The organism is Pantoea graminicola, assembly GCF_048452665.1.
In the GTDB taxonomy this organism is placed as follows: domain Bacteria; phylum Pseudomonadota; class Gammaproteobacteria; order Enterobacterales; family Enterobacteriaceae; genus Pantoea.
Genome location: NZ_JBLWSJ010000003.1, coordinates 277421 through 300706, shown reverse-complemented (window position 1 = coordinate 300706; position 23286 = coordinate 277421). Strand labels below are relative to the sequence as shown.

The 23286-nt window shown below is 58.0% G+C and carries 20 protein-coding genes; 13 read left to right on the top strand and 7 right to left on the bottom strand.

Going from position 1 to position 23286, the window contains the following annotated elements:
* Positions 1–2 precede the first annotated feature (2 nt).
* Entirely contained in the window at positions 3–1535 is a 1533-nt protein-coding gene (pntA, locus tag ACNY69_RS09090; protein WP_367395509.1) for a Re/Si-specific NAD(P)(+) transhydrogenase subunit alpha, read from the bottom strand.
* A gap of 537 nt (positions 1536–2072) precedes the next feature.
* Between pntA and ydgH the strand changes: the two genes are divergently transcribed.
* Both ydgH and ACNY69_RS09080 read left to right on the top strand, forming a co-directional pair.
* Entirely contained in the window at positions 2073–3026 is a 954-nt protein-coding gene (gene ydgH / locus ACNY69_RS09085; RefSeq protein WP_293770166.1) for a DUF1471 family protein YdgH, read from the top strand.
* A 205-nt stretch (positions 3027–3231) separates the two neighbouring features.
* Positions 3232–4623 (top strand): basic amino acid/polyamine antiporter, encoded by a 1392-nt coding sequence (locus ACNY69_RS09080; RefSeq protein WP_418798002.1) that lies wholly within the window; start codon positions 3232–3234, stop codon positions 4621–4623.
* Here ACNY69_RS09080 and ACNY69_RS09075 read toward each other — a convergent pair.
* Complete coding sequence (locus tag ACNY69_RS09075) at positions 4620–5033, bottom strand: hypothetical protein (protein ID WP_111139505.1); 414 nt, start codon at positions 5031–5033, stop codon at positions 4620–4622. The two genes, ACNY69_RS09080 and ACNY69_RS09075, sit on opposite strands and share 4 nt — an antisense overlap.
* A gap of 178 nt (positions 5034–5211) precedes the next feature.
* Here ACNY69_RS09075 and rstA point away from each other — a divergent pair, with 178 nt between their 5' ends.
* From rstA to ACNY69_RS09050, 6 genes are all read left to right on the top strand, one after another.
* Positions 5212–5937, top strand: coding sequence for a two-component system response regulator RstA (rstA, locus tag ACNY69_RS09070; RefSeq protein ID WP_418798000.1), 726 nt, complete (start codon positions 5212–5214; stop codon positions 5935–5937).
* Positions 5934–7235: a two-component system sensor histidine kinase RstB gene (gene rstB / locus ACNY69_RS09065; protein WP_367395511.1), complete on the top strand. Its 1302-nt coding sequence runs from the start codon at positions 5934–5936 to the stop codon at positions 7233–7235. The genes rstA and rstB overlap by 4 nt, the downstream gene beginning before the upstream one ends.
* 17 nt (positions 7236–7252) lie before the next feature.
* Positions 7253–8740, top strand: coding sequence for a carboxypeptidase M32 (locus ACNY69_RS09060; RefSeq protein WP_111139502.1), 1488 nt, complete (start codon positions 7253–7255; stop codon positions 8738–8740).
* A gap of 160 nt (positions 8741–8900) precedes the next feature.
* On the top strand, positions 8901–9413 hold the full coding sequence (asr, locus tag ACNY69_RS09055; RefSeq protein WP_111139501.1) for an acid resistance repetitive basic protein Asr: 513 nt from the start codon (positions 8901–8903) through the stop codon (positions 9411–9413).
* A gap of 81 nt (positions 9414–9494) precedes the next feature.
* Positions 9495–9575, top strand: coding sequence for a small membrane protein YdgU (gene ydgU, locus ACNY69_RS21680; protein WP_009090068.1), 81 nt, complete (start codon positions 9495–9497; stop codon positions 9573–9575).
* Positions 9576–9688: 113 nt separating this feature from the next.
* The gene (locus tag ACNY69_RS09050; RefSeq protein WP_111139500.1) at positions 9689–10498 is read left to right on the top strand and encodes a trypsin-like serine peptidase; all 810 of its coding nucleotides are present in this window, start codon (positions 9689–9691) and stop codon (positions 10496–10498) included.
* Between the two features lie 54 nt (positions 10499–10552).
* On the opposite strand, the gene hrpA is transcribed toward ACNY69_RS09050, so the two are convergent.
* Positions 10553–14455, bottom strand: a complete 3903-nt coding sequence (gene hrpA, locus ACNY69_RS09045) for an ATP-dependent RNA helicase HrpA (RefSeq protein ID WP_111139499.1) — start codon at positions 14453–14455, stop codon at positions 10553–10555.
* 256 nt (positions 14456–14711) lie between these two features.
* On the opposite strand from hrpA, the gene azoR reads away from it, so the two are divergent.
* Positions 14712–15311, top strand: coding sequence for an FMN-dependent NADH-azoreductase (azoR, locus tag ACNY69_RS09040; RefSeq protein WP_293770184.1), 600 nt, complete (start codon positions 14712–14714; stop codon positions 15309–15311).
* A gap of 55 nt (positions 15312–15366) precedes the next feature.
* Here azoR and ACNY69_RS09035 read toward each other — a convergent pair whose 3' ends face one another.
* Genes ACNY69_RS09035 through ACNY69_RS09025 form a run of 3 tightly spaced genes read right to left on the bottom strand, consistent with a single transcriptional unit; the run spans position 15367 to position 18538 of the window.
* A complete protein-coding gene (locus ACNY69_RS09035) occupies positions 15367–15711 on the bottom strand; it encodes a YdbL family probable chaperone protein (protein ID WP_111139497.1) in 345 nt (114 codons plus the stop codon).
* Between the two features lie 11 nt (positions 15712–15722).
* Positions 15723–15911 (bottom strand): YnbE family lipoprotein, encoded by a 189-nt coding sequence (locus tag ACNY69_RS09030; RefSeq protein WP_111139496.1) that lies wholly within the window; start codon positions 15909–15911, stop codon positions 15723–15725.
* The gene (locus ACNY69_RS09025) at positions 15908–18538 is read right to left on the bottom strand and encodes a YdbH family protein (protein WP_418797996.1); all 2631 of its coding nucleotides are present in this window, start codon (positions 18536–18538) and stop codon (positions 15908–15910) included. The genes ACNY69_RS09030 and ACNY69_RS09025 overlap by 4 nt, the downstream gene beginning before the upstream one ends.
* 145 nt (positions 18539–18683) lie before the next feature.
* Here ACNY69_RS09025 and ACNY69_RS09020 point away from each other — a divergent pair, with 145 nt between their 5' ends.
* A complete protein-coding gene (locus tag ACNY69_RS09020) occupies positions 18684–19676 on the top strand; it encodes a 2-hydroxyacid dehydrogenase (protein WP_111139494.1) in 993 nt (330 codons plus the stop codon).
* A 31-nt stretch (positions 19677–19707) separates the two neighbouring features.
* On the opposite strand, the gene ACNY69_RS09015 is transcribed toward ACNY69_RS09020, so the two are convergent.
* On the bottom strand, positions 19708–19983 hold the full coding sequence (locus ACNY69_RS09015; RefSeq protein WP_111139493.1) for a putative hemolysin: 276 nt from the start codon (positions 19981–19983) through the stop codon (positions 19708–19710).
* Positions 19984–20167: 184 nt separating this feature from the next.
* On the opposite strand from ACNY69_RS09015, the gene ACNY69_RS09010 reads away from it, so the two are divergent.
* The 3 genes from ACNY69_RS09010 to ttcA all read left to right on the top strand — a co-directional run bounded on the left by ACNY69_RS09010 (position 20168) and on the right by ttcA (position 23261).
* Entirely contained in the window at positions 20168–20824 is a 657-nt protein-coding gene (locus ACNY69_RS09010; RefSeq protein WP_111139492.1) for an MgtC/SapB family protein, read from the top strand.
* Between the two features lie 195 nt (positions 20825–21019).
* A complete protein-coding gene (locus ACNY69_RS09005; RefSeq protein WP_293770197.1) occupies positions 21020–21280 on the top strand; it encodes a hypothetical protein in 261 nt (86 codons plus the stop codon).
* 1045 nt (positions 21281–22325) lie between these two features.
* Positions 22326–23261, top strand: coding sequence for a tRNA 2-thiocytidine(32) synthetase TtcA (ttcA, locus tag ACNY69_RS09000; RefSeq protein ID WP_111139490.1), 936 nt, complete (start codon positions 22326–22328; stop codon positions 23259–23261).
* The last annotated feature ends 25 nt before the right edge of the window (positions 23262–23286 follow it).

Here is a 23286-nt window from a genome sequence, read left to right as displayed (position 1 = left end):
GTTTACCCCTTACGAAACATTTTCAGCATGCGCTGGGTGACGGTAAAGCCACCAAAGATATTGATGCTGGCAATCAGCACGGCAATAAAGGCGATAAAGGTGACCCAGCCACCGTGGCCCATCTGTAAAACCGCCCCGATAACGATGATGCCGGAGATGGCATTGGTCACCGACATCAGCGGCGTATGGAGTGCATGACTGACGTTCCAGACCACGTAGTAGCCCACCACACAGGCGAGTGCGAACACGGTGAAGTGCGAGAGGAATTCCGCAGGCGCGACGCTCGCCATCCAGCCAAACAGTACAATGGCCAGCGCCATCAGCAGAGAGTTGCGCCACGGCGACGCAGGCCGGGTTTCAACCGGCGCTGAGGGCTTCACGGCTGCCGCTTTGGTCTGAGGGGCGGCCGAGACCTGAATGGGCGGAGCCGGCCAGGTGATTTCGCCTTCACGAACCACCGTGACACCGCGCACGACCACATCATCGAAATCGATATGAACCTCGCCCGGCTTCTCTTTACACAGCAGCTTAAGCAGGTTGACCAGGTTGGTGCCGTAGAGCTGGGAAGACTGGGTCGGCAGACGGCTGGGCAGATCGGTGTAACCGATGATCTTGACGCCGTTCGGGGTCACGGTCACCTGATCGGCGACGGTCAGCGCGCAGTTGCCGCCGGTCTGCGCGGCCAGATCCACAATGACACTGCCCGGCTTCATGCTGGCGACCATCTCTGCGGTGATCAGTTCCGGGGCTGGTTTACCGGGGATCAGCGCCGTGGTGACGATAATATCCACCTCTTTCGCCTGGCTGGCAAACAGCGCCATCTCAGCCCGGATAAAGGCCTCCGACATGACTCTGGCATAACCGTCACCGCTGCCCGCCTCCTCTTCAAAATCGAGTTCGAGGAATTCGGCGCCCATACTCTGCACCTGCTCTTTGACCTCCGGACGGGTGTCGAATGCGCGGACAATCGCCCCCAGGCTGCCCGCCGCGCCAATCGCAGCCAGACCGGCCACACCGGCCCCGATGACCATCACTTTTGCCGGCGGCACTTTACCGGCCGCCGTGATCTGGCCGGTAAAGAAGCGGCCAAACTCATGGGCCGCCTCGACGATGGCGCGATAACCGGCGATATTCGCCATGGAACTCAGGGCATCCAGCGACTGCGCCCGCGAGATACGCGGCACTGAATCCATCGCCATCACCGTGACCTGACGCGCAGCCAGCTTCTCCAGCAGGGCCGGATTCTGCGCGGGCCAGATAAAGCTGACCAGCGTGCTGCCCGCGCGGGTCAGTGCGATCTCTTCATCATCCGGCGCATTGACCTTCAGCACGATATCGGACTGCCAGACCTGCTCTCTGTCGCTGAGTGTGGCACCGGCGGCGAGATAGCTTTCATCATCGAAGCTGGCGCGTTTACCGGCGTCATGCTCAAGCGTGACGCTGAAACCCAGCCTGATCAGTTGTTCGACGGTCTTTGGCGTGGCGGCCACGCGCGACTCGTTTGGCAACCTTTCCTTGGGTATTCCAATTAACATAGTGTTTCCTTTCATCGGTTAAAGGATGATGGCCCGAATCGGCACCGCGCCCGCGCAGCGGGATCGCTGACCCGGCTGACGAACGCAACGCCTCTGTTTCAAAGTGTTTATAACCTACTGAAAATGTGACAGGCGATCTACCGTCGCCAGGCCGCGTCGTAACATTCGCCTGATTATTCAGTATTGCGCTCAAAAACCGGCGTTATCCCACTACAAAATCGTATCGCAGGCAGATTTTCTGCCAGAGATAATGGCCTGCGGGCGGACAAGGCGTTATTAAAAACCTTTATTTAACAATGCATTAACTGAAAAACTGCTAATCGTTACCGCTTTTACCGGTTAATTCCGGCAGAAATGGCCTTAGCGCACTCAGATGACAATCAAATGAAAAAACGGTAAGTGAATAACGCGATGTGAGACAAAAAATCGCTGCGACAGTCTGTTTATAACATGCAATAATCAGCGGCTAATCTGTTATACATCAAGAGTCCAGCACGTTTTCGTACTCATTTTTGCGTAAGGCGAAGGATTATTTTTATGAAGCTGAAGAACACTATTCTGGCGTCCACTCTGTTGTCCCTGCTGGCAGCCAATGCATTCGCTGCGCAGGAGTTAACGCCAGAAAAAGCGGCCGCGTTGAAGCCATTCGAACGTATTAATATCACCGGCCGTTTCAACGCAATTGGCGACGCTGCCGATGCGGTGTCGAAGCGTGCAGATCAGCTGGGCGCCGCCTCTTTCTACATTCAGGGGATTAACGACAGCAACGGCAACAGCGGCAACTGGCGCGTCACCGCCGACCTCTATAAAGCCGATGCCCCGGCAGCCTCAGACACTAAAACCTACCGTCGCTTTAACGGCGTCAACGAACTGCCAAAAGCGGAGGCCTACCGGCTGGAGCCTTTTGATACTGTTTCGGTCAGCGGCTTCTTTGCCAGCCAGCCGGACGTTAACGACGCGATCTCCAAAGCCGCGAAACAGAAAGGCGCCGCCTCCTTCTTTATCGTTCGCCAGATCGACGCTAACAGCGGCGGCAACCAGTACGTGACGGCTTATGTCTATAAAGCCGATGCAAAAGCGCGCGTGGTGCAGAACCCGAACGCCATCCCGGCCGATTCCGAAGCGGGTAAAGCCGCGCTGGCAGCCGGTGGCGCAGCGGCGGCTAACGTCGAGATCCCTGGCGTAGCCTCGTCTGAAACGCCAAGCAGTAAAGTGGGTCGTTTCTTCGAAACGCAAAGCTCTACCGGCAAGCGCTACACGGTGAATCTGCCAAACGGCAAATCCGTGCAGGAAGTGAACGCGATTACGGCCGCGCAGATGCAGCCGTTCGATACCGTAACTTTCACCGGACACTTCGGCACCCCGACAGAGGTCTCAGAAGAAGTGGCGAAGCGTGCGGCCGACAGAGGGGCGAAGTTCTACCACGTCACCCGTCAGTGGCAGAACCAGAGTGGCGGCAACCTGACCGTTACCGCGGACCTGTTTAAGTAATCCTTTCAGGGCGGCGTCAGCCGCCCTGCTGTTTGCATAATTCCTGCGCTGATTTGCATAGTCACGCATTGCCATCCCCTGCCACACTCCGTAAAATCTGCCGCCTGTTTCACCGGACATTGTCTCTGTCAATTGCGGCTGCGCTGCGATATCTCAGTGATGAAAACCGGATTACCCAGCCATATATGCTAGCGGGAAGGTTGTTTTGGAGAAAAAATTAGGTCTCGGTGCGCTGACGGCGCTGGTGCTCAGCTCGATGCTGGGCGCCGGCGTGTTCAGCCTGCCGCAAAATATGGCTGCGGTGGCAGGTCCGGCGGCACTGCTGCTGGGCTGGTTAATCACCGGCGTCGGCATTATTTTTCTGTCGCTGGCGATGCTGCTGCTGACCCGCCTGAAGCCCGATCTGGACGGCGGGATCTTTACCTATGCCCGTGCCGGATTTGGCGAACTGATGGGCTTCTGCTCCGCCTGGGGCTACTGGCTCTGCGCCGTGATCGCCAACGTCTCCTATCTGGTGATCGTTTTCTCCGCCCTGAGCTTCTTCACCGACACGCCGGACCAGGTGATCTTCGGCGACGGCAATACCTGGCAGGCCATGCTGGGCGCTTCCGTGCTGCTCTGGCTGGTTCACTGGCTGGTGCTGCGCGGCGTACAGACGGCAGCCAGCATCAACCTGATGGCGACACTGGGCAAGCTGGTGCCGCTGCTGCTGTTTATTGTGCTGGCAGTGATGGCGTTTAACTATGATCGCTTCCGCTTCGATTTTTCCGGCGTTACGCTGGGGCAGCCGCTGTGGGAGCAGATCAAGCAGACCATGCTGATCACCCTGTGGGTCTTTATCGGGGTCGAAGGCGCGGTGGTGGTTTCTGCCCGCGCGCGTCAGAAAAAGGATGTGGGCCGGGCCACGCTGCTGGCCGTGCTGGCCGCCCTGCTGGTCTATCTGCTGGTCACACTGCTGTCGCTGGGCGTGGTGCCACGCGCGGAGCTGGCCGGGATGCGCAACCCCTCAATGGCCGGGTTAATGACCCGACTGATGGGCAACTGGGGCGATGCGGTGATTGCGGTGGGCCTGATTATTTCGGTGTGCGGCGCCTATCTGAGCTGGACGATTATGGCCGCTGAAGTACCGCTGATCGCAGCGCAGCAGGGTGCCTTTCCGCGCAGCATCGCCCGTCAGAACCGCCATAACGCACCGGCCGCCTCGCTGTGGCTGACCAACGGCAGCATCCAGTTCTGCCTGATCCTGATTGCGCTGACCGGGGCCGACTACAACAACCTGCTCACCATCGCGTCGGAGATGATCCTGGTGCCCTATCTGCTGGTGGGGTTATATCTGATCAGGGTCGTCTATGGGCAGCGCAAGCCGCTGGCGCTGGCGACCGGCATCGGCGCGAGTCTGTATGGCATCTGGCTGCTCTACGCGTCGGGGCCGCTGCACCTGATGATGTCCGTGGTGCTCTATACTCCCGGCCTGCTGCTGTTTCTGTTTGCCCGTCGCGGCGGCCGCGCAGAGATTGCGCTGACCACGCTGGAGCGGATTGCAATGGGATTACTGATTGCGGCTACGCTGCCCGCCGTATGGCAGCTGACGGCTTAGTGTGACTGCAGAGGAATCGAGACGCACAGCAGGTCATCCTGCTGTGTAAGATTCAGCGGCTTCGCATATTCATGATGAATCGCGTCCAGCTGCTCCGCCGACAGCGGATACGGTAGCTGAATATCGAAGCGGCTGATACGCTGCTGTTCCGCCAGCGTAATCAGCCGCGCGATATTGATTTCGTCGCTGACCTGGGTAGAAATGATTTGTAATGCTAATTCTTTTAACGGGTCGTCACTGCCCTGTAAGCGGTGTGCCGATTTACGTGTCACCATGCCAAATATCGGCATCACACCATAAATAGCATCGACGAAGCTCCAGCGTTTTTTGCAGGAAGCGGAGAGAAAGTCACTGTAATTGAAGCAGATGCGGTCGGGGTATATGGCTGATGCCAGCTCTTTATCAGACACACTAACGCTCCTCATGGTAATCATCAATATCCCAAACCTGGCGCAGAAAGGCCGCGCTAATGATTACACATTTTGCCGGTTATATACCAGCAAGCCACGGATATTTCGTGCGATAACGTAGAGCTCAGGACCAGGAAAAGATATGCTTTCGCCCACCCCTGTCTCTGCTTTGTGAACTATGAACAAAATTGTTTATGTTGAAGATGAACCCGAAGTGGGTTCACTGATTGCGGCCTACCTCGGTCGTCACGACATTGAGGTGATTGTTGAGACCCGCGGGGATCGCGCTGAGGCGGTGATCGCCGAGCAGCAGCCCGATCTGGTGATGCTGGATATCATGCTGCCGGGCAAAGATGGCATGACCATCTGTCGGGATCTGCGGGCCAACTGGCAGGGCCCCATCGTGTTGCTCACCTCGCTGGACAGCGACATGAACCATATTCTGGCCCTGGAGATGGGTGCCCAGGATTACATTCTGAAGACCACGCCTCCGGCGGTGCTGCTGGCCCGCCTGCGCCTGCATCTGCGTCAGTCAACCCAGGGCCAGCCGGAGGATATCCCCAGTGCACCGGCGGCCAACCGGATGCTGCGCTTTGGCTCGCTGACTATCGATGCCCTGAATCGTCAGGTCACGCTGTTTGATGAGCAGATCGCGCTGTCGACCGCAGATTTTGATCTGCTGTGGGTGCTCGCCAGCCATGCGGGGCAGACGCTTAACCGCGATGCGCTGCTGAAAACCCTGCGCGGTGTCAGCTACGACGGGCTCGACCGCAGCATCGACGTTGCGATCTCGCGCCTGCGCAAGAAGCTGCATGACAGCGCCACCGAGCCGTTCCGCATCAAGACTATCCGTAACAAAGGCTATCTGTTTGCCCCCCAGGCCTGGGATACCCGCGTACTATGAGAAAGCTCTTTATTCAGTTCTATCTGCTGCTGTTCGTCTGCTTCCTGGTGATGGCGCTGCTGGTAGGGCTGGTCTACAAGTTCACCGCAGAACGTGCGGGCCGCCAGTCGATGAACGATCTGATGGCCAGCTCGCTCTATCTGATCCGCAGCGAACTGCGTGAGATCCCGCCGCGCGACTGGAACAAGACCATCAAGAGTCTCGACCTCGGTTTATCGTTCGATCTGCATATCGAGCCGATGAACAAATTCCAGCTCGATGAGGGGAATATGCGCCGGTTGCGGGCTGGCGAGATTGTGGCGCTCGACGACCAGTACACCTTCCTGCAGCATATTCCCCGCAGCCACTATGTGTTGTCGGTCGGGCCGATCCCCTACCTCTTCTATCTGCATCAGATGCGCCTGCTGGACATAGCCCTGCTGGTCTTTATCGGCATGTCGCTGGCGCTGCCGGTGTTTATCTGGCTGCGGCCTCACTGGCAGGAGATGCAGCGTCTGGAGAAAGCAGCGCAGCGGTTTGGCCGCGGCGAGCTGGATGTGCGTACCCATTTCGACAGCACCTCCAGCCTGTTCCGGCTCGGCATCGCGTTTAACCAGATGGCCGAGAACATCAATACCCTGGTCGCCAGCAAGAAGCAGCTGATCGATGGGATCGCGCATGAGCTGCGCACCCCGCTGGTGCGCCTGCGTTACCGGCTGGAGATGAGCGATAACCTGACAGATAACGAACGGGTGGCGCTGAATCGCGATATCGGCCAGCTGGAGAGCCTGATCGAAGAGCTGCTGACCTATGCGCGCCTTGACCGCCCGCGCGTCGATCTCAACCTGAAGAGACAGGATTTGGCTAGCTGGCTGCGTGAGCGGCTGGATGATTTTCGCACCATCAATCCCGGGATGCGGCTCGATCTGGACCTGCCGCAGCGCGAAAACATCGGCGTCTCCGATAGCCGCCTGATGGAGCGGGTGCTGGATAATCTGGTCAACAACGCCCTGCGCTATGCCCGGCAGCGGCTGCGCGTCAGTTTATGGTTCGACGGCCCGACCGGCTGTCTGCAGGTGGAAGACGATGGGCCGGGCATCCCGCCTGAAGAGCGCGAACGGGTGTTTGAACCTTTTGTCCGGCTCGATCCCAGCCGTGACCGCGCCACCGGCGGCTGCGGCCTTGGCCTGGCGATCGTCCACTCGATCGCCCAGGCACTGGGCGGCAGCGTCATGATTGAAGCCAGCCCGCTGGGCGGTGCCAGCGTTCGCTTTTGCTGGCCGGTTGATTTAACCTTGCGGGAAATTCCGCTGCGATAAAACACAAGGAGTCCTGCGTGACCTCAGCGTATCAGCACCTTACCGCGACCTTTCAGCGTCTCTCCCGTTTCAGCCACGTCACCGCTATCGCCGGTTGTGACATGCAGACCACCATGCCGCCGGGCGGCAGTCAGGCACGGGGGGAAGCCCTGGCCGAAATGAGTGTTCTGCAGCATCAGATCCTGACCGCCCCGCAGGTCGGGGAATGGCTCCGGGCCGCCGGGCAGGAGTCGCTCAACGACGTCGAGCGCGCCAATCTGAATGAGATGCAGCGGGCTTACCAGCAGGCGACCCTGCTGCCCGATACGTTCGTTGAAGCGAAGTCGATCGCCGGTTCAGTCTGTGAACACGCCTGGCGCACGCAGCGACCGGCCAACGACTGGCAGGGTTTCGCCGCCAACCTCAAAGAGGTGGTGCGCCTGAGCCGCGAAGAGGCACAGCGCCGTGCCGACGCCAGCGGCGCTTCGCGCTACGACGCGCTGCTGGATCTTTACGAGCCGGGGATGACACGCGCCCGGCTGGATGCGACCTTTGGCGAACTGAAAACCTGGCTGCCCGACCTGCTGCAGAAGGTGGTGGAAAAACAGGCGCAGCAGCAGGTGATCGTGCCGCAGGGGCCGTTCGCGGTGCCTGCCCAGCGCCAGCTCGGCCTGAGCATCATGGAGACGCTGGGCTTCGACTTTAATCATGGCCGGCTGGACATCAGTGCGCACCCTTTCTGCGGCGGCGTGCCGGAAGATGTGCGCATCACCACCCGCTACAACGAGGCGGAGTTTCTCAGCGCCATGATGGGCGTGATTCATGAAACCGGCCACGCCCGCTATGAGCAGAATCTGCCGCAGCAGTGGCGCGGTCAGCCGGTGGCGCTGGCGCGTTCCACCGCGATCCATGAGTCCCAGAGCCTGTTTATGGAGATGCAGCTGGGCCGCAGCCGTGAATTCCTGCAGCGTATTCTGCCGCAGATAACGGCCACCTTCGGCGATCAGCCCGCCCTGCAGGCGGATAATTTCGTGCGCCTCGCCCAGCGTGTAGAACCGGGCCTGATCCGGGTTGACGCCGATGAGCTGAGCTACCCGGCCCATGTCATTCTGCGCTATGAGATCGAGCAGGCGCTGATTGAGGGCGACATTGAGGTTGAGGATATCCCGGCGCTCTGGGATGAGAAGATGATGCAGTCGCTGGGGCTGGACACCCGCGGGAACTACCGTGACGGCTGTATGCAGGACATTCACTGGACCGACGGCGCCTTTGGCTACTTCCCGACCTACACGCTGGGCGCGATGTACGCCGCACAGCTGTTCCGGGCGGTGAAACAGGCCATTCCGCAGCTCAGCGAGCTGATTCAGCACGGTGAACTGCAGCCGGTCTTCGACTGGCTGCAACAGAATATCTGGCAGCACGGCAGCCGTTTCTCCACCGATCAACTGCTGATCAACGCCACCGGTGAAGCGCTGAACCCGGCGTTTTTCCGCCAGCATCTTGAGCAGCGTTACCTGAATAACTGAGTGTCAGGGCGGCCTGCCGGCCGCCCCTTCCCCCCCTTTGTACAATCGGTTACACGCCGATACCAAACACCCACGGACACCGCGCATTGCTTTCCCTATAGTCTCTTCACCGGCCCCGCAGTGGGCTACACATGAAAAAATAGTCTTCGAGGGATTTGCAATGAAAAAATTATTTGCACTGGTTGTCGCCGCTGCTATGGGTATGTCTTCTGTTGCTTTCGCTGCTGACACCACAGCTGCTCCAGCTGCTGCTGCGCCAGCCGCAACAACCACCACCACTACCGCTGCTGCACCGGCTAAAACCGTTCACAAAACTGCGCACAAGAAACACCATAAAGCTGCGCAGAAAGCCCAGGCTGCTAAGAAACACCACAAAAAAGCAGTGAAGAAAGATGCAGCGCAGAAAGCGCAGGCTGCTAAGAAAGTTCACCACAAGAAAGCGGCTGCACAGAAAGCGCAGGCTGCTAAAAAAGTGCACCACAAGAAAGCCACTCAGCCAGCCGCTCAGAAAGCCCAGGCTGCTAAAAAAGTTCACCACAAAAAAGTAGCTGCACAGAAAGCGCAGGCTGCTAAAAAAATGCACCACAAAAAAGCGGTAAAACCGGCTCAGAAAGCGCAGGCCGCTAAAAAGATGCACCACAAAAAAGTTGTGAAATCAGCTGCTAAAAACTAAGGTCGCCTGTCACGCACGGCCACGCGATAATGATTAAAAACACCCGGTTCTGCCGGGTGTTTCTTTACTGAGGTGGAAAAAATGGTGCGTCGCTATCGCTTCGAAATTATTCTGCTGGTTATGATCCTGTGTGGCATTGTTGCAGCAAGCTTTTTTATTTGATCGCTGTAGCGTACTGATTAACCAATAAAACTCCCTTTTTCAACGCTCACCGACTATAGTTACCGTACCTGCGGAATAACAATAACGTTACTTTTCTCGCCATTGAGATTTCTATGCGCCTGGCTACCCTGTTAATGGTTGGACTTTTCAGCTTTGCCACTACTGTTCATGCCGATGATGATGATGACTCACCGACGCCTGCCGAGATTAAAATGCTGTTCTTCGGCAAGGACCATCGTCAGGCTATCACCGATATTACCGCAGCACCCTGGGATGCGATTGGCCAGCTGGAGACCGAAAGCGGCAACCTCTGCACCGCGACGCTCATCTCTCCGCATCTGGCGCTGACCGCCGGACACTGTCTGCTCGCCCCGCCGGGTAAATTTGATAAGCCGGTGGCGCTGCGTTTTATGGCCAGCGACAAAGGCTGGCGCTACGAGCTGCATGATATCGACGCGCGGGTTGAACCCTCGCTGGCGTCAAAATTAAAGGCGGATGGTGAAGGCTGGATCGTACCGAGCAGTGCGGCACCCTATGATTACGGCATTGTGATACTGCGCAATCCGCCGTCAGCGATTACGCCAATCCCCCTGTTCGACGGTTCACGCAGCGATCTCACGGCCGCGCTGAAACTGACCGGCCGCAAGGTGACCCAGGCGGGCTATCCGGCCGATCATCTTGATACGCTCTACTCCCACAGTAACTGTCTGATCACCGGCTGGGCGCAGCGCGCCGTGCTTTCCCATCAGTGCGACACGCTGCCGGGCGACAGCGGTTCTCCGCTGCTGCTGAACAGCGAGAATGGCTGGCAGTTAATTGCGGTTCAGAGTTCAGCGCCGGCTGCAAAAGATCGCTATCTGGCGGACAACCGCGCGATTGCCGTCACCTCGTTCAAAGACAAGCTGGAATCGCTCGCGCAGTAAGCCAGCCAGACCGCACTGTCCGGGGCGCGCCGTTAACCGCGCGCCCCGGCGCTCTTAGTTCGCGATCTGCTCCATCGTCTGCAGGATCCGTTTATCCGAGATGGGATAAGGCGTTCCCAGCTGCTGAGCAAAGTAGCTGATGCGCAGCTCCTCGATCATCCAGCGGATGTTCTGCACCTCTTCATCATCCTGGCGCTGCGGCGGCAGTTTATTCCGCCACGCCTGATAAGCCTGCTCCACCGCCTGCACTTTTAACATGCGGGCGCGATCGCTGTGCGGATCGGCTGGCAGTTTCTCCAGGCGGCGCTCGATGCCGTGCAGATAACGCAGCGTATCGGCCAGCCGCTGCCAGCCGTTTCCGGTGACAAAGCCGCGATAGACCAGACCGCTCATCTGCGCCTTGATATCAGAGAGCGCCAGCGCCATCGTCATATCGACCCGCCCCTTGAGACGCTTGTTGATGTTGAAGACGGCTGTCAGGATCTGCTCGACCTGACTGGCGATGGTGACCACGGTCTCATTGAGTTCGCCGCGCACTTTGTCACGCAGCTGCTCGAAAGTGGCCTGATCCCAGGCCGGACCGCCCGCCTCCGCCATCAGCTTGTCGATGCCACAGGCGATGCAGTCGTCGATCAGCTCCAGCACTTTGCCATAGGGATTGAAGTAGAGGCCGAGCTTGGCTTTGTTGGGCAGCTTTTCGTGCAGATATTTCACCGGCGACGGCACATTCAGCAGCAGCAGCCGACGCTGGCCGCGCCACATCATCTTCTGCTGCTCCTGCTCGCTGTCAAACAGGCGGATCGCCACGCTCTCTTTCTCATCCACCAGCGCCGGCCAGGCTTTGACCTGATAACTGCCGCGCTTCTGCTCGTAGCTGCGGGGCAGTTCGCCAAAGCTCCAGATATGCAGCCCGCTCTGCTCCAGGCCATCGTCGGCCACTTTCGACAGCGTTTCCTGCACTTTGCCTTTCAGCTGAGCCTTGAGCGCGGTGAGATCTTTGCCTTCCAGCAGTTTGCGATTGTGCTCATCCACCACCCGGAAGGTCATTTTCAGATGATCGGGCACCTGTTCCCACTGCCACTCTTCGCGGTCCAGCGTGACGCCGGTCATGCGGCGAAACTCGCGCGCCAGCGCATCAACCAGCGGCATCTCCATCGCCGTGACCCTGCCCAGGAACGCCTCGGCATAGTCAGGTGCCGGCACCATATGACGGCGCAGCGGTTTGGGCAGCGACTTGATCAGCGCGATAATCAGCTCACGACGGATGCCGGGGATCTGCCACTCAAATCCGGCATCCTCCACCTGATTCAGCAGCGGCAGCGGAATATGCACCGTCACGCCATCCGCATCCGCGCCCGGCTCGAACTGATAGCTCAGCTTCAGTTTCAGGTTGCCCTGATGCCAGAAGTTGGGATAGTCGAGCTGGCTGACGCTGTTCGCGCCCTCTTTCATCAGCATCTCTCTGTCGAAGTTCAGCAGCTGCGCATTTTCACGGCTGGCCTGTTTCCACCAGCTGTCAAAATGTTTCGCCGACACCACCTCTTTGCCGATGCGCTGGTCGTAAAAGGCAAACAGCGTTTCATCGTCGACCAGAATGTCGCGACGACGGGATTTGTGCTCCAGATCCTCCACTTCGCTGCGCAGTTTCTGGTTGGCCCGGAAGAAGGCGTGACGGGTCTGCCAGTCGCCCTCCACCAGCGCGTGACGGATAAAGAGTTCACGGCTCAGCACCGGATCGATACGGCCATAGTTCACCTTACGGGCGGCAACAATCGGCAGCCCGTAAAGCGTGACCTTTTCGGAGGCCATCACCGCGCCCTGCGATTTCTCCCAGTGCGGCTCGCTGTAGCTGCGTTTGATCAGATGCTGCGCCAGCGGCTCGATCCACTCCGGCTCGATCCGGCCCGCAGTCCGGCCCCACAGGCGGCTGGTCTCCACCAGCTCTGCCACCATCGTCCACTTTGGCGGCTTCTTAAACAGCCCGGAACCGGGGAAGATGGCGAAACGGGTATTGCGCGCGCCGGTATACTCCTGCCTGTCGCTGTCTTTCTGGCCGATATGCGACAGCAGCCCGCTCAGCAGCGCGCAGTGCACCTGCTGCAGTTCGGCCGGTTCGCTGTTTACCGGGATCCCCAGCTCACGCACCACCTGACGCAGCTGCGTGTAGATATCCTGCCACTCCCTGACGCGCAGGTAGTTCAGGAAGTCACTTTTGCACTGCCTACGGAAGAGATTGCCGGACAGCGCTTTCTGCTGCTCCGCCAGATAGTTCCAGAGGTTCACATAGGCCATAAAGTCGGAATCTTTATCGGCAAAGCGGCGATGCTTCTCATCGGATGCCTGCTTCTTCTCGGCCGGACGCTCGCGCGGATCCTGAATCGACAGGCCTGCGGTGATGATCATCACTTCGCGCACACAGCCATATTTCTGCGCTTCCAGCACCATCCGCGCCAGCCGGGGATCGACCGGCAACTGCGACAGCTGACGCCCGGAGCCGGTGAGCTTATAGTGACCGGTCTCTTCGTTGAGCGTCAGCGCGCCCAGCTCTTCCAGCAGACGGACACCATCCTGAATGTTGCGCTTGTCGGGTGCTTCCACAAACGGGAAGGCCGCGATATCGCCCAGCCCCAGCGCGGTCATCTGCAGGATCACCGACGCCAGGTTGGTGCGCAGAATTTCCGGATCGGTAAACGCCGGACGACTCAGGAAATCATCTTCCGCGTAGAGACGGATGCAGATCCCGTCTGAAACACGACCACAGCGCCCTTTTCGCTGGTTGGCGGAGGCCTGGGAGATCGGTTCAATCGGCAGGCGCTGCACCTTGGTGCGGAAGCTGTAGCGGCTGATACGGGCCGTGCCGGGGTCGATCACATATTTGATGCCGGGCACTGTCAGCGAGGTCTCGGCGACGTTGGTCGCCAGCACGATACGGCGGCCGCTGTGCGACTGAAAGACCCGGTTCTGTTCGGCGTTCGACAGGCGGGCATAGAGCGGCAGCACCTCGGTGTGCGGCAGATCGCGCTTGTTAAGCGCGTCGGCGGTGTCGCGGATTTCGCGCTCGCCGCTCATAAAGATCAGGATGTCGCCATGGCTCTCGCGCCCCAGCTCATCCACCGCATCGAAAATCGCCTGTAACTGGTCACGATCGCCCTCATCCGCCTCGTCGACCACCGGCCGGTAGCGCACCTCGACCGGATAGGTCCGGCCGGAGACTTCGATCACCGGCGCATGGTTAAAGTGACGCGAGAATCGCTGTGGATCGATGGTGGCGGAGGTGATGATGACTTTCAGATCGGGACGGCGTGGTAACAGCTCACGCAGATAGCCGAGCAGGAAGTCGATATTCAGGCTGCGCTCGTGCGCCTCATCGATGATGATGGTGTCATACTGCATCAGCAGGCGATCCTGCTGGATCTCGGCCAGCAGGATACCGTCGGTCATCAGCTTAACCTGCGTCAGATCGCTGACCTGGTCGTTGAAGCGCACTTTATAGCCGACACAGCCACCCAGCGAGGTGCCCAGTTCATCGGCAATGCGGTTCGCCACGGTCCGCGCTGCCAGACGACGCGGCTGCGTATGACCGATCAGTCCGGTGACGCCACGCCCCAGTGCCAGACAGATTTTGGGCAGCTGAGTGGTTTTACCCGAGCCGGTTTCACCGGCCACAATCACCACCTGGTGATTGCGAATCGCCTCAGCAATATCCTGCTGCTTCTGGCTTACCGGCAGGTTGTCAGGAAACGTAATGGCTGGCGTGGCGGCACGCCGCTGGGCCACCCGCTGCCCGGCGGCAATAATTTCCTGCTCCAGCTCCCGGGCAATGCCCTGCTGTGCCTGCGGATTTTTAACTTTTCTGGCACCCTGCAGACGGCGCTGCAGACGCTGACGATCGCTCAGCATCAGGCCGTCGAGCTGCGCCCGGAGTGCGTCCAGTGGGGAGATTTCGGGAGATGACATAATAGTGACGTACCTTACTCAGACAGTGCTGCGGCGTGAAACCGGGCACTGCAAGCCGGGATAACCAGCTGAATTAATAAAATAATTGCGCGAATCATAGCACATTCTGAACCGTTCCGGCGTCTGACCACGGGTACGCTTATTCAATAAATTCGAACATAGGTCTCGAAATATTGCGCTTTCACCGCACCATTGATAACCGTAGAGTGTAACCCATTGAGCGGGAACCCTTCCGCGTAACAGACAGGAAATTACCATGAGCAAAGTTTTAGTTCTGAAATCAAGCATCCTTGCAGGTTACTCACAGTCAAGCCAGCTTGCTGACTTCTATGTTGAACAGGCTAAGGCGCAGGGTAAAGAAGTGACCGTACGCGACCTGGCCGCTAACCCGATTCCGGTTCTGGATGGCGAGTTAGTGGGTGCGATGCGTCCTTCCGATACGCCACTCTCCCCCCGCCAGCAGGACGCGCTGAACCTCTCTGATGAACTGATTGCGGAACTGCAGGCGCATGATGAAGTGGTGATTGCCGCGCCAATGTACAACTTCAATATCCCGACGCAGCTGAAAAACTACTTTGACCTGATCGCCCGTGCTGGCGTGACCTTCCGCTACACCGAAGCTGGCCCGGAAGGCCTGGTTAAAGGCAAAAAGGCGGTTGTGATCTCCAGCCGTGGCGGCATCCACAAAGATACCCCGTCAGACCTGCTGACCCCTTACGTGAAGCTGTTCCTGGGCTTTATCGGCATCACCGACGTCGAGTTCGTGTTTGCTGAAGGCATCGCATACGGTCCGGAAGTGGCCAGCAAAGCGACCGCAGAAGCCAAAGACGCTATCGCGCAGATCGTGACGGCATAACGGCGTCTCATCTCAGGATGACACCGAAAAGAACCGGGCCACGCGCCCGGTTTTTTTATGGCGAGATGTCGCTGTCCGTCTCTTTTCTCAGCCACTGGCCGTTGATGCCGCGGACATATTCGCCCGCGCCCGCGCGGCTCACCAGCTTTTGCCCGGCGATACTCGCCACATCCGCCACAGAGAGACGATTCTGATCCGCCAGACGCTGGTACTGCTGCTGACGTCCGGCATTGATGCGCTGCACCAGCGCCAGGGTTTCAGGATCCTGCGCCCGCGCGGCCAGATAGCCGGAGAGCGTTTCCCCCACCCGGCCCGATTTCCGCGCCTGATCCAGCGTCAGCGCCCAGGCGGGCTGCGCCATCGTCAAAGCGAGTAAAAGCGCCACGCTTATGCGTTTCATCGTTCCTCTCCTCAAAACAGACCGCTCTGGTTTTTCAGTAACGCTTCGACATCCTTATCGACTTTGATATGGATCTCGTGCTCAATTCTGACGTTCATGTTGATGGTGATGGGCTCTTTGGGTGCCGAGACTTCAATGCGCGGCACACAGCCGATGCTCAGCAGTCCGGCTGCCATTACCAGTAGTGCCTTCAGGCTCATGGTGAAGTGTCCTTGTTCGACGGCAACGTCGCATGTTGCTCAAGCCAGGATTGCAAATTATCGCCGAAGCGCAGGCTGCGCCAGAGCTGAAAGAGATTTTCCTGGTGATGATAGTTAAGATTGACCGTCTGACGACGGTTGCTGAAGCGGCTGACGCCCTGCACCTGCGACTCCATTGAGAGGTCGCCGAGGTTATCCAGATTGATTGTGGCCCAGCTGCGGGAGATCTCCATATAACGCAGCCAGTCCAGCGCAGCGCCGGTCGCCACGTTATTGCGGGTAATGGCATCCGCCATATCCTTGTCCAGCCGGAAGGTCAGCGCGCCACTGTTGGCAATCCACCCTTTCTCGATCAGCCAGCGTGGGTTGTTCAGCCATAACGGCAGTTCGCCGTTGACGTTGCCCGACATGGCAAACTGTTTGGGCTTCAGCGCCGTCACCAGCCTGCTCAGGCTGATGTTACGCAGCGACACCCGGGCGGGTTCATGTTGCGGCATCCGCAGCGCGGGCAGCGTAATCTGGCCGCCCAGCAGATCGAGGCTGACATTCTGCAGCGTCAGCGGTGCCGCTTCAGACCACGGCCAGTTACCCTGCAGGTCGGCGCGAATATTCTGCATCGCGAACTGGTTTTTAATCTCCGCGATCCGCAGCGACACCGGGCCATGCTGGCCGAACTGCCAGTGATCGGCCCTGAAGCGGAACGGCAGCGAGAAGTCGATGCCGTTAACCTGACTGTCGGGCGTCCAGACGCTGCCCTGTCTGACTCGCCAGTGGCCTCCGGCCTCGAATCCCTGATCCGGCGCGGCCGAAAACGCCACCTGCGCCTGTAAGCTGCCATCCTGTATCTGCATTTTCATGTCGGGGCTGAGCAGCGGCTGAAAGACCGTCAGCGACTGGGTCGGCCACCAGGCCTGACCGCGCAGCCGCTCACCATCCCAGCGGCCATTGACGCGCAGCGGCCCCACACGACCGGCCTTTAACTCGCCCCGCCAGAGAAAATAGCCGGGGTCGCGGCCTTTAGCCTCAAAATCGAGCGTGGACGCGGCCAGGCGGCCGCCATAGCTGAAGCGGGTTTCGCCCGCCTGCAAACGGAAATGGCCTTTAAAGGAAGGCTGCGCCACATCGCGCTGCCAGTTAACCGGTTCCGTAAGCGTCAGACGCGGAGAGGCCACGTTAACACTGCCGTAGGCCAGCTGGTTAAAGCCGGTGGAGAGCGTGTCCAGATGGATCAGCGTATCGTGCCAGCCACCGGTGCCTTTGACATCCCAGCGCGCCTGCAGCGGCAGCATCTCGCCGCCGCCCCAGTAGCGCCAGTTCCATTCGCCTTTATCGGGCCAGAAGTCGGTGGCGCGGCCATCAAGATGGAGCCGGAAACGGCCAAAACTGGCGTCGTGCGCGGTGAGGATCGCCTGCAGGCGGCCATCGATCCCCTGCGACGAGAGCCGAACCCCCGCCAGCGGCCAGCGCGCCTCATCCACCTCCAGCGTGGACAAGATCCTGCCCTTCAGGCGCAGCAGCGATTTGGGCTGCAGCACCAGCTGAGGGTCAAGCAGGGAGCCGCTGAGCCGGCCCGGTACCGATCCGTAGAGTTGCAGGGCGGCCAGTTTGCTTTCCCCCGTGATCTGAAACGGCAGGTTGCTGTCCGTCAGGCTGAGGTTACCCGGCCCCACGCCGAGTACGACGTTGCCCTTGCCGCCACGTCCCCGGGTCAGCAGATTGATCCGCCCCGTGATCTGGCTGCCCTCCAGGCCCGCCTGCCAGTTATTCAGCGTCAGGTTAACGAACCCGGAGAGCGGCTGCGCCTCCAGCGGCCAGGCGTATTCGCCCTGCTCAATCTGAATCTGATCGCGGCTTATCTGCCACGGTAAACGGAGCAGCGGTTTCTCCTGTTCCGCCATCGCCACACGCAGTTCACCCTGCTGCTGCTGCCAGTTAAGCGTGAGCTGCAGAGGATGCGGCAGTGCTGCCAGGGCGAGCTGCCCTGCGACCTCGCCCTGCACCGGCAGGTCTGTGGCGAAAGCAGGCAGCTGCAGATTCCCCCTGAGAGTCATCGGCTCAGGCAGTGCGGGATGGGTAAACCGCAAACGCGTGACAGCCAGCTGCTGGCCGGTCAGGGTTGCCGCCAGCTGCAGATTCTCTCCCTGGTACGTCAGCTGCTGGCGATCTTTTTCCAGCGTCAGGTCCAGGGAGCCCGCATAGGTCTGCCACGGCGCAACGACCACTTTACCCAGATGCACATCGGCACCGGGCAGCATCGCCTGCCATTCGGCCAGGGTTCTGGGGGCGGCTGCGTCTGGCTCACTGGCTGGCAGTTTCTGCAGGCAGGCGCTGTCCAGCGTCAGTTCCGCTGCATTGAGTTTCCAGCGCGACTGATGCCAGCCCAGTGACACAGCTTTGACGGTGGCCAGTGAACAGTCCGCCGCCAGATAGCGGATCTGCGGCAGCCACAGGCCGCCGTCGCGCCAGCGTGGTGCGCCAGCAAGCTCAATACGGGTCTCAGCGGGCAGCCAGATACCGGCCAGTCGCGGCAGCCATTGAGTCACAGTCAGCATCAGGCCGAGCAGCAGCAAAATCAGCGCCAGAATCGCCGCCAGCCGTCGCCGGAAAATCCGTGGCATGAAAGCCATAATCCTTTTCCTTACAGTATCCTGACAGGAATGATGGCATGTAATCTGCCAGAGGTGAAGGTCTGCGCCAGACGCCGGTCAGCTCTTTCAGCAAAGTCAGCCAGAAAACGTTATCCTTGGTTTATCACTCTGCAGGAGCACAACCATGAAGATCGCGGTTTACAGCACTAAACATTACGATCAGAAATACCTTGAGCAGGTTAATCAGCAGTTTGGTTTTGAACTGCTCTTTTTTGATTTTTTACTCACGGAGAACACGGCGAAAACCGCAGTGGGTTGCGATGCCGTCTGTATTTTTGTCAATGATGATGGCAGTCGTCCGGTGCTGGAAGAGCTGGCCGGGCTGGGCGTAAAAGCTATCGCGCTGCGCTGCGCCGGTTTCAACAATGTGGATCTGGCTGCGGCTGAAGAGCTGGGCCTGGAGGTGGTACGGGTGCCCGCCTACTCACCGGAAGCGGTCGCGGAACACACCATCGGCCTGATGATGACCCTGAATCGCCGCATCCATCGCGCCTATCAGCGCACCCGTGATGCGAACTTCTCCCTCGACGGTCTGACCGGTTTTAACATGTATCAGAAAACCGCGGGCGTGATCGGGACCGGAAAAATCGGGGTGGCGACGATGCGCATTCTGAAAGGGTTTGGTATGCGGCTGCTGGCGTTTGACCCTTATCCCAGCCAGCAGGCGCGGGAACTGGGTGCAGAATATGTCGATCTGAAGACGCTGTTTGCCGAGTCTCACGTTATCACGCTGCACTGCCCGATGACGCCGGAAAATCATCATCTGCTCAACGCGGAGGCGTTTAATCAGATGCGCGATGGCGTGATGATTATCAACACCAGCCGGGGCGGCCTGATTGATTCCCAGGCGGCGATTGACGCACTGAAAAAGCAGAAGATTGGTGCGCTCGGCATGGATGTCTATGAGAATGAGCGCGATCTGTTCTTTGAAGATAAGTCGAACGATGTGATTCAGGACGATGTCTTCCGCCGTCTGTCGGCGTGTCATAACGTGCTATTTACCGGCCATCAGGCGTTTTTAACTGCCGAAGCACTGACCGCCATTTCTGAAACCACACTGAATAATCTCAGCCAGCTCGACCGCGGCGAAGCGTGTCCGAACCGGGTCTCTGCCTGAGTAAGCGGGCCGGTGCAATCCGGCCTGTTTATCAGCGCGCGCAGTTCCCGCCAATCAGCGCCTGTTCATCACAGCGGCGACCATTCACTAACTGACACATCCCCACGCGCGAACCATCCAGCTGATGTGAAAACGCCAGGGTTCCACCTGCATTGGCACAGTTGCTTTCTGCCAGGGAAGACATCACTACCCGTGGCTGGATATGGGCGGCGGTGGCTTGTTGCGGTGGCTCATTATCATCGCTGTGGCTGCTGCAGGCAGAAAGTAATAATGCGGCACCGGCCAGCAAAAAGGTGGCTGCTTTCATCAGTCGGACTCCGGGAATAGGGGTTAAAGGCTGGCTCAGCATATGTCAGGCAGTACAAGGGGTCGAGAGGTGAAACAGCTTTTTACAAAATTCTCCGGCGTCATTTGCAAGCAGAATTATCTTGTTTACCTGTTATGACTGAACTGTCACTCTTTTTCGGCCTTTATCATTTCGGAGTAAAGCCATGTTGATGGATATGCTTATTCGCATTGCGCTGGCCGGCATTCTCGGCGGTCTGATCGGCCTTGAACGTCAGATGCGCGCCAAGGAAGCGGGCCTGCGAACCCATATTCTGGTCGGTATTGGCAGTGCGATGTTTATGCTGGTGTCAAAATATGGCTTCGCTGACATGCTGACCAGCGACCACGTCGCGCTGGATCCCAGCCGTATCGCCGCTCAGGTAGTCAGCGGCATGGGGTTCCTGGGTGCTGGCACCATCATGATTCAGAAGCAGGTGGTGAAAGGATTAACCACCGCGGCGGGTTTATGGGTCACCGCCGCCATCGGTCTGGTGATCGGAAGCGGCATGTATGAGATCGGCATTTATGGCACAGTGCTGGCGCTGCTGGTGCTGGAGGCCTTCCGCCGCCTGAGCCATCTGCTGATCGGCAAACACCATACCCTGCTGGTGTTTCTGAAGCCCAAAAGTGTGCCGCTGGTACTGCTGGTTATGCAGCGGGAAGGCATTCGCTACAACAATGTCACGGTGATTAACCGCGATGCGGAGAGCGGCCTGTGTGAACTGAGCGTTCAGGTAACGCTTTCCCGTCGATCTAACGATGTACATCTGTATGACAAGATCATGGAGATCAAAGGCGTTCAGTCGCTGGAGATGATGTGATCCCATTTTTGCCCCACGCCTCACAGTCTGACTCCTGAACGTGACAGCGGGCGGTTACTGCAACCGCCCGCTTTTCCTGTAAATCTTTTTTTACCGCCAGATGTGTCATCAGCCTGACCTGAGACATAGAGCCTGCCGATAATCAATGCCATAATCCGCGATGGTTTTTTAACGTTACTATTTCAACGGGGAAATATGCGCCAACATTCTGACCAACCTGAGGTTGCCCTCTCCGCTGCCACGCATAAAAAAGGCCTGACGCTGATAAGCGTGCTCGTCATTGCCCTGATTGCAGGCGTGGTCGCCATCATGATGATTCTCGATCATCGCAACGCTGTGAATAATGCGCTGGAGACCGGACAGTGTCTGGCTGAGGAGGGTGCAGAGGGATTTCTGGAGATGCTCCGGCATTTTCTGCATCACGCCTATCGCTGGATATTTAAAGCCTGCGGCTAATCGTTTCACATTCAGTGCAGCAGAAAATGGAGTAAGCCGTGACGGTTGACCAGCAACAACACAGCATAATGCATCACCGCAACATAGCAGAGTAAAAAGAGAATGAGCATCGTAATAAATCGGATGCCGTACTTTTTTATTTTTTGAATGTTACAGGGATATCTCATAGACCTTAAAATTTAATTTACCTTGATAGCCGATTATTTAACGGCTTCCCTGGCAGGCTGTATTGCCGAAATGTGCGATACGCAATGCACGCCGTTTCAGCTTAACGCCTGCCTGGCATTTATTTACAATACGCTGTTTAAATTAACGAAACCCTCACCCGCTTCCGTTGCGCTGTCACAGGCGGATACGCGTGTCGCGAACTGGCAGACGTGAAGAAATTTCCCGGTTTCTGCAAAGCGATCTTTATTATAAACCTTTCGGATTAACGCATATTCAACAGCGCCCCACTTTCAGACGGATCCCCTAAAAACCCGGGGCGACTCTTTTTTTTAATATCCCGCAGGGCGAAAGTGAATTAATTTGACGGGGATCAGATTATCAGAAACAGAAACCGGACGCCGTTTATCCGGGATTGATTAAACGCGGTGCATGCTATTTTTATTTACCGGATTTTTTGTGATGAAATTTCTGTTAACCGTCGCGGCTATTTTTATGCTTGCGGGTTGCGCCGCAAAAATTGATCGCGCGCGTGATCATGCCTTTCAGAGCTCACCCCCCTCCTGTTCAACTCAGAATGATGAAATCGATTGTCAGTGGCTGAATGTGCCCGCCAGCTGAGGCGTCGTACGGCTGCTTCAGCCTGCCCTTTACGACGCTGATTCTGGAGAGCGGCGCGTATCTCATCGGGTGCTCCTCCCTGCCAGCCCTGCCCTGAGACTTCGCCCTTTTCCGCTGAATCTTTACTCCGGTACTGGCATTCGCGGCAACAATCCGTACCATACGCTGCATATTCGTGACACCGCAGTGAAGTGTCTGGCTGAAGGCGCGCCATAATCTGCCCTTCCGCTGTGCTTTCTGGATTCAGAGATAGGTAAAAATGCAAGATAATCAAACGGTTGACAAGAAAGAACAGTACAACCTTAACAAGCTGCAGAAACGTCTGCGTCGTCATGTCGGCGAAGCGATTGCTGATTTTAATATGATTGAAGAAGGCGACCGCATCATGGTCTGCCTGTCGGGCGGCAAAGACAGCTACACCATGCTGGAAATTCTGCGCAGTCTGCAAAAGAGCGCGCCGGTCAGCTTCAGCTTGATTGCGGTAAACCTCGACCAGAAGCAGCCAGGCTTCCCGGAGCATATCCTGCCGCAGTATCTTGAAGCGCAGGGGGTTGAGTACCGGATTATCGAAGAAGATACCTACTCCATCGTTAAAGAGAAGATCCCGGAAGGAAAAACGACCTGTTCACTCTGTTCGCGCCTGCGTCGTGGCATCCTCTATCGCGTGGCAACAGAGCTGGGCTGCACCAAAATCGCACTCGGCCATCATCGCGATGATATTCTGCAGACCCTGTTCCTGAACATGTTCTATGGCGGGAAGATGAAAGGCATGCCGCCAAAACTGATGAGCGACGACGGCAAGCAGATTGTGATCCGTCCGCTGGCCTACTGCCGCGAAAAAGATATCATCCGCTTCTCGGAAGCGCGTCAGTTCCCGATTATCCCCTGCAACCTTTGCGGTTCTCAGCCGAACCTGCAGCGTCAGGTCGTGGCCGATATGCTGCGTGACTGGGACAAGCGCTATCCCGGCCGTATTGAAACCATGTTCAGCGCGATGCAGAACGTGGTGCCCTCGCATCTGGCCGATTTCGGCCTGTTCGATTTTAAAGGCATTAAACATGGTGATGCGGTCGTGGATGGTGGCGACCTGGCGTTTGACCGCGAAACCCTGCCGTCTCAGCCTGCAGGCTGGCGCGAAGTTGATGAGGATGCACCGGATATCAGCGCACGTCTGGATGTGCTCCAGATAAAATAAGCACCAGACAGGTTAAGGGCGTGCT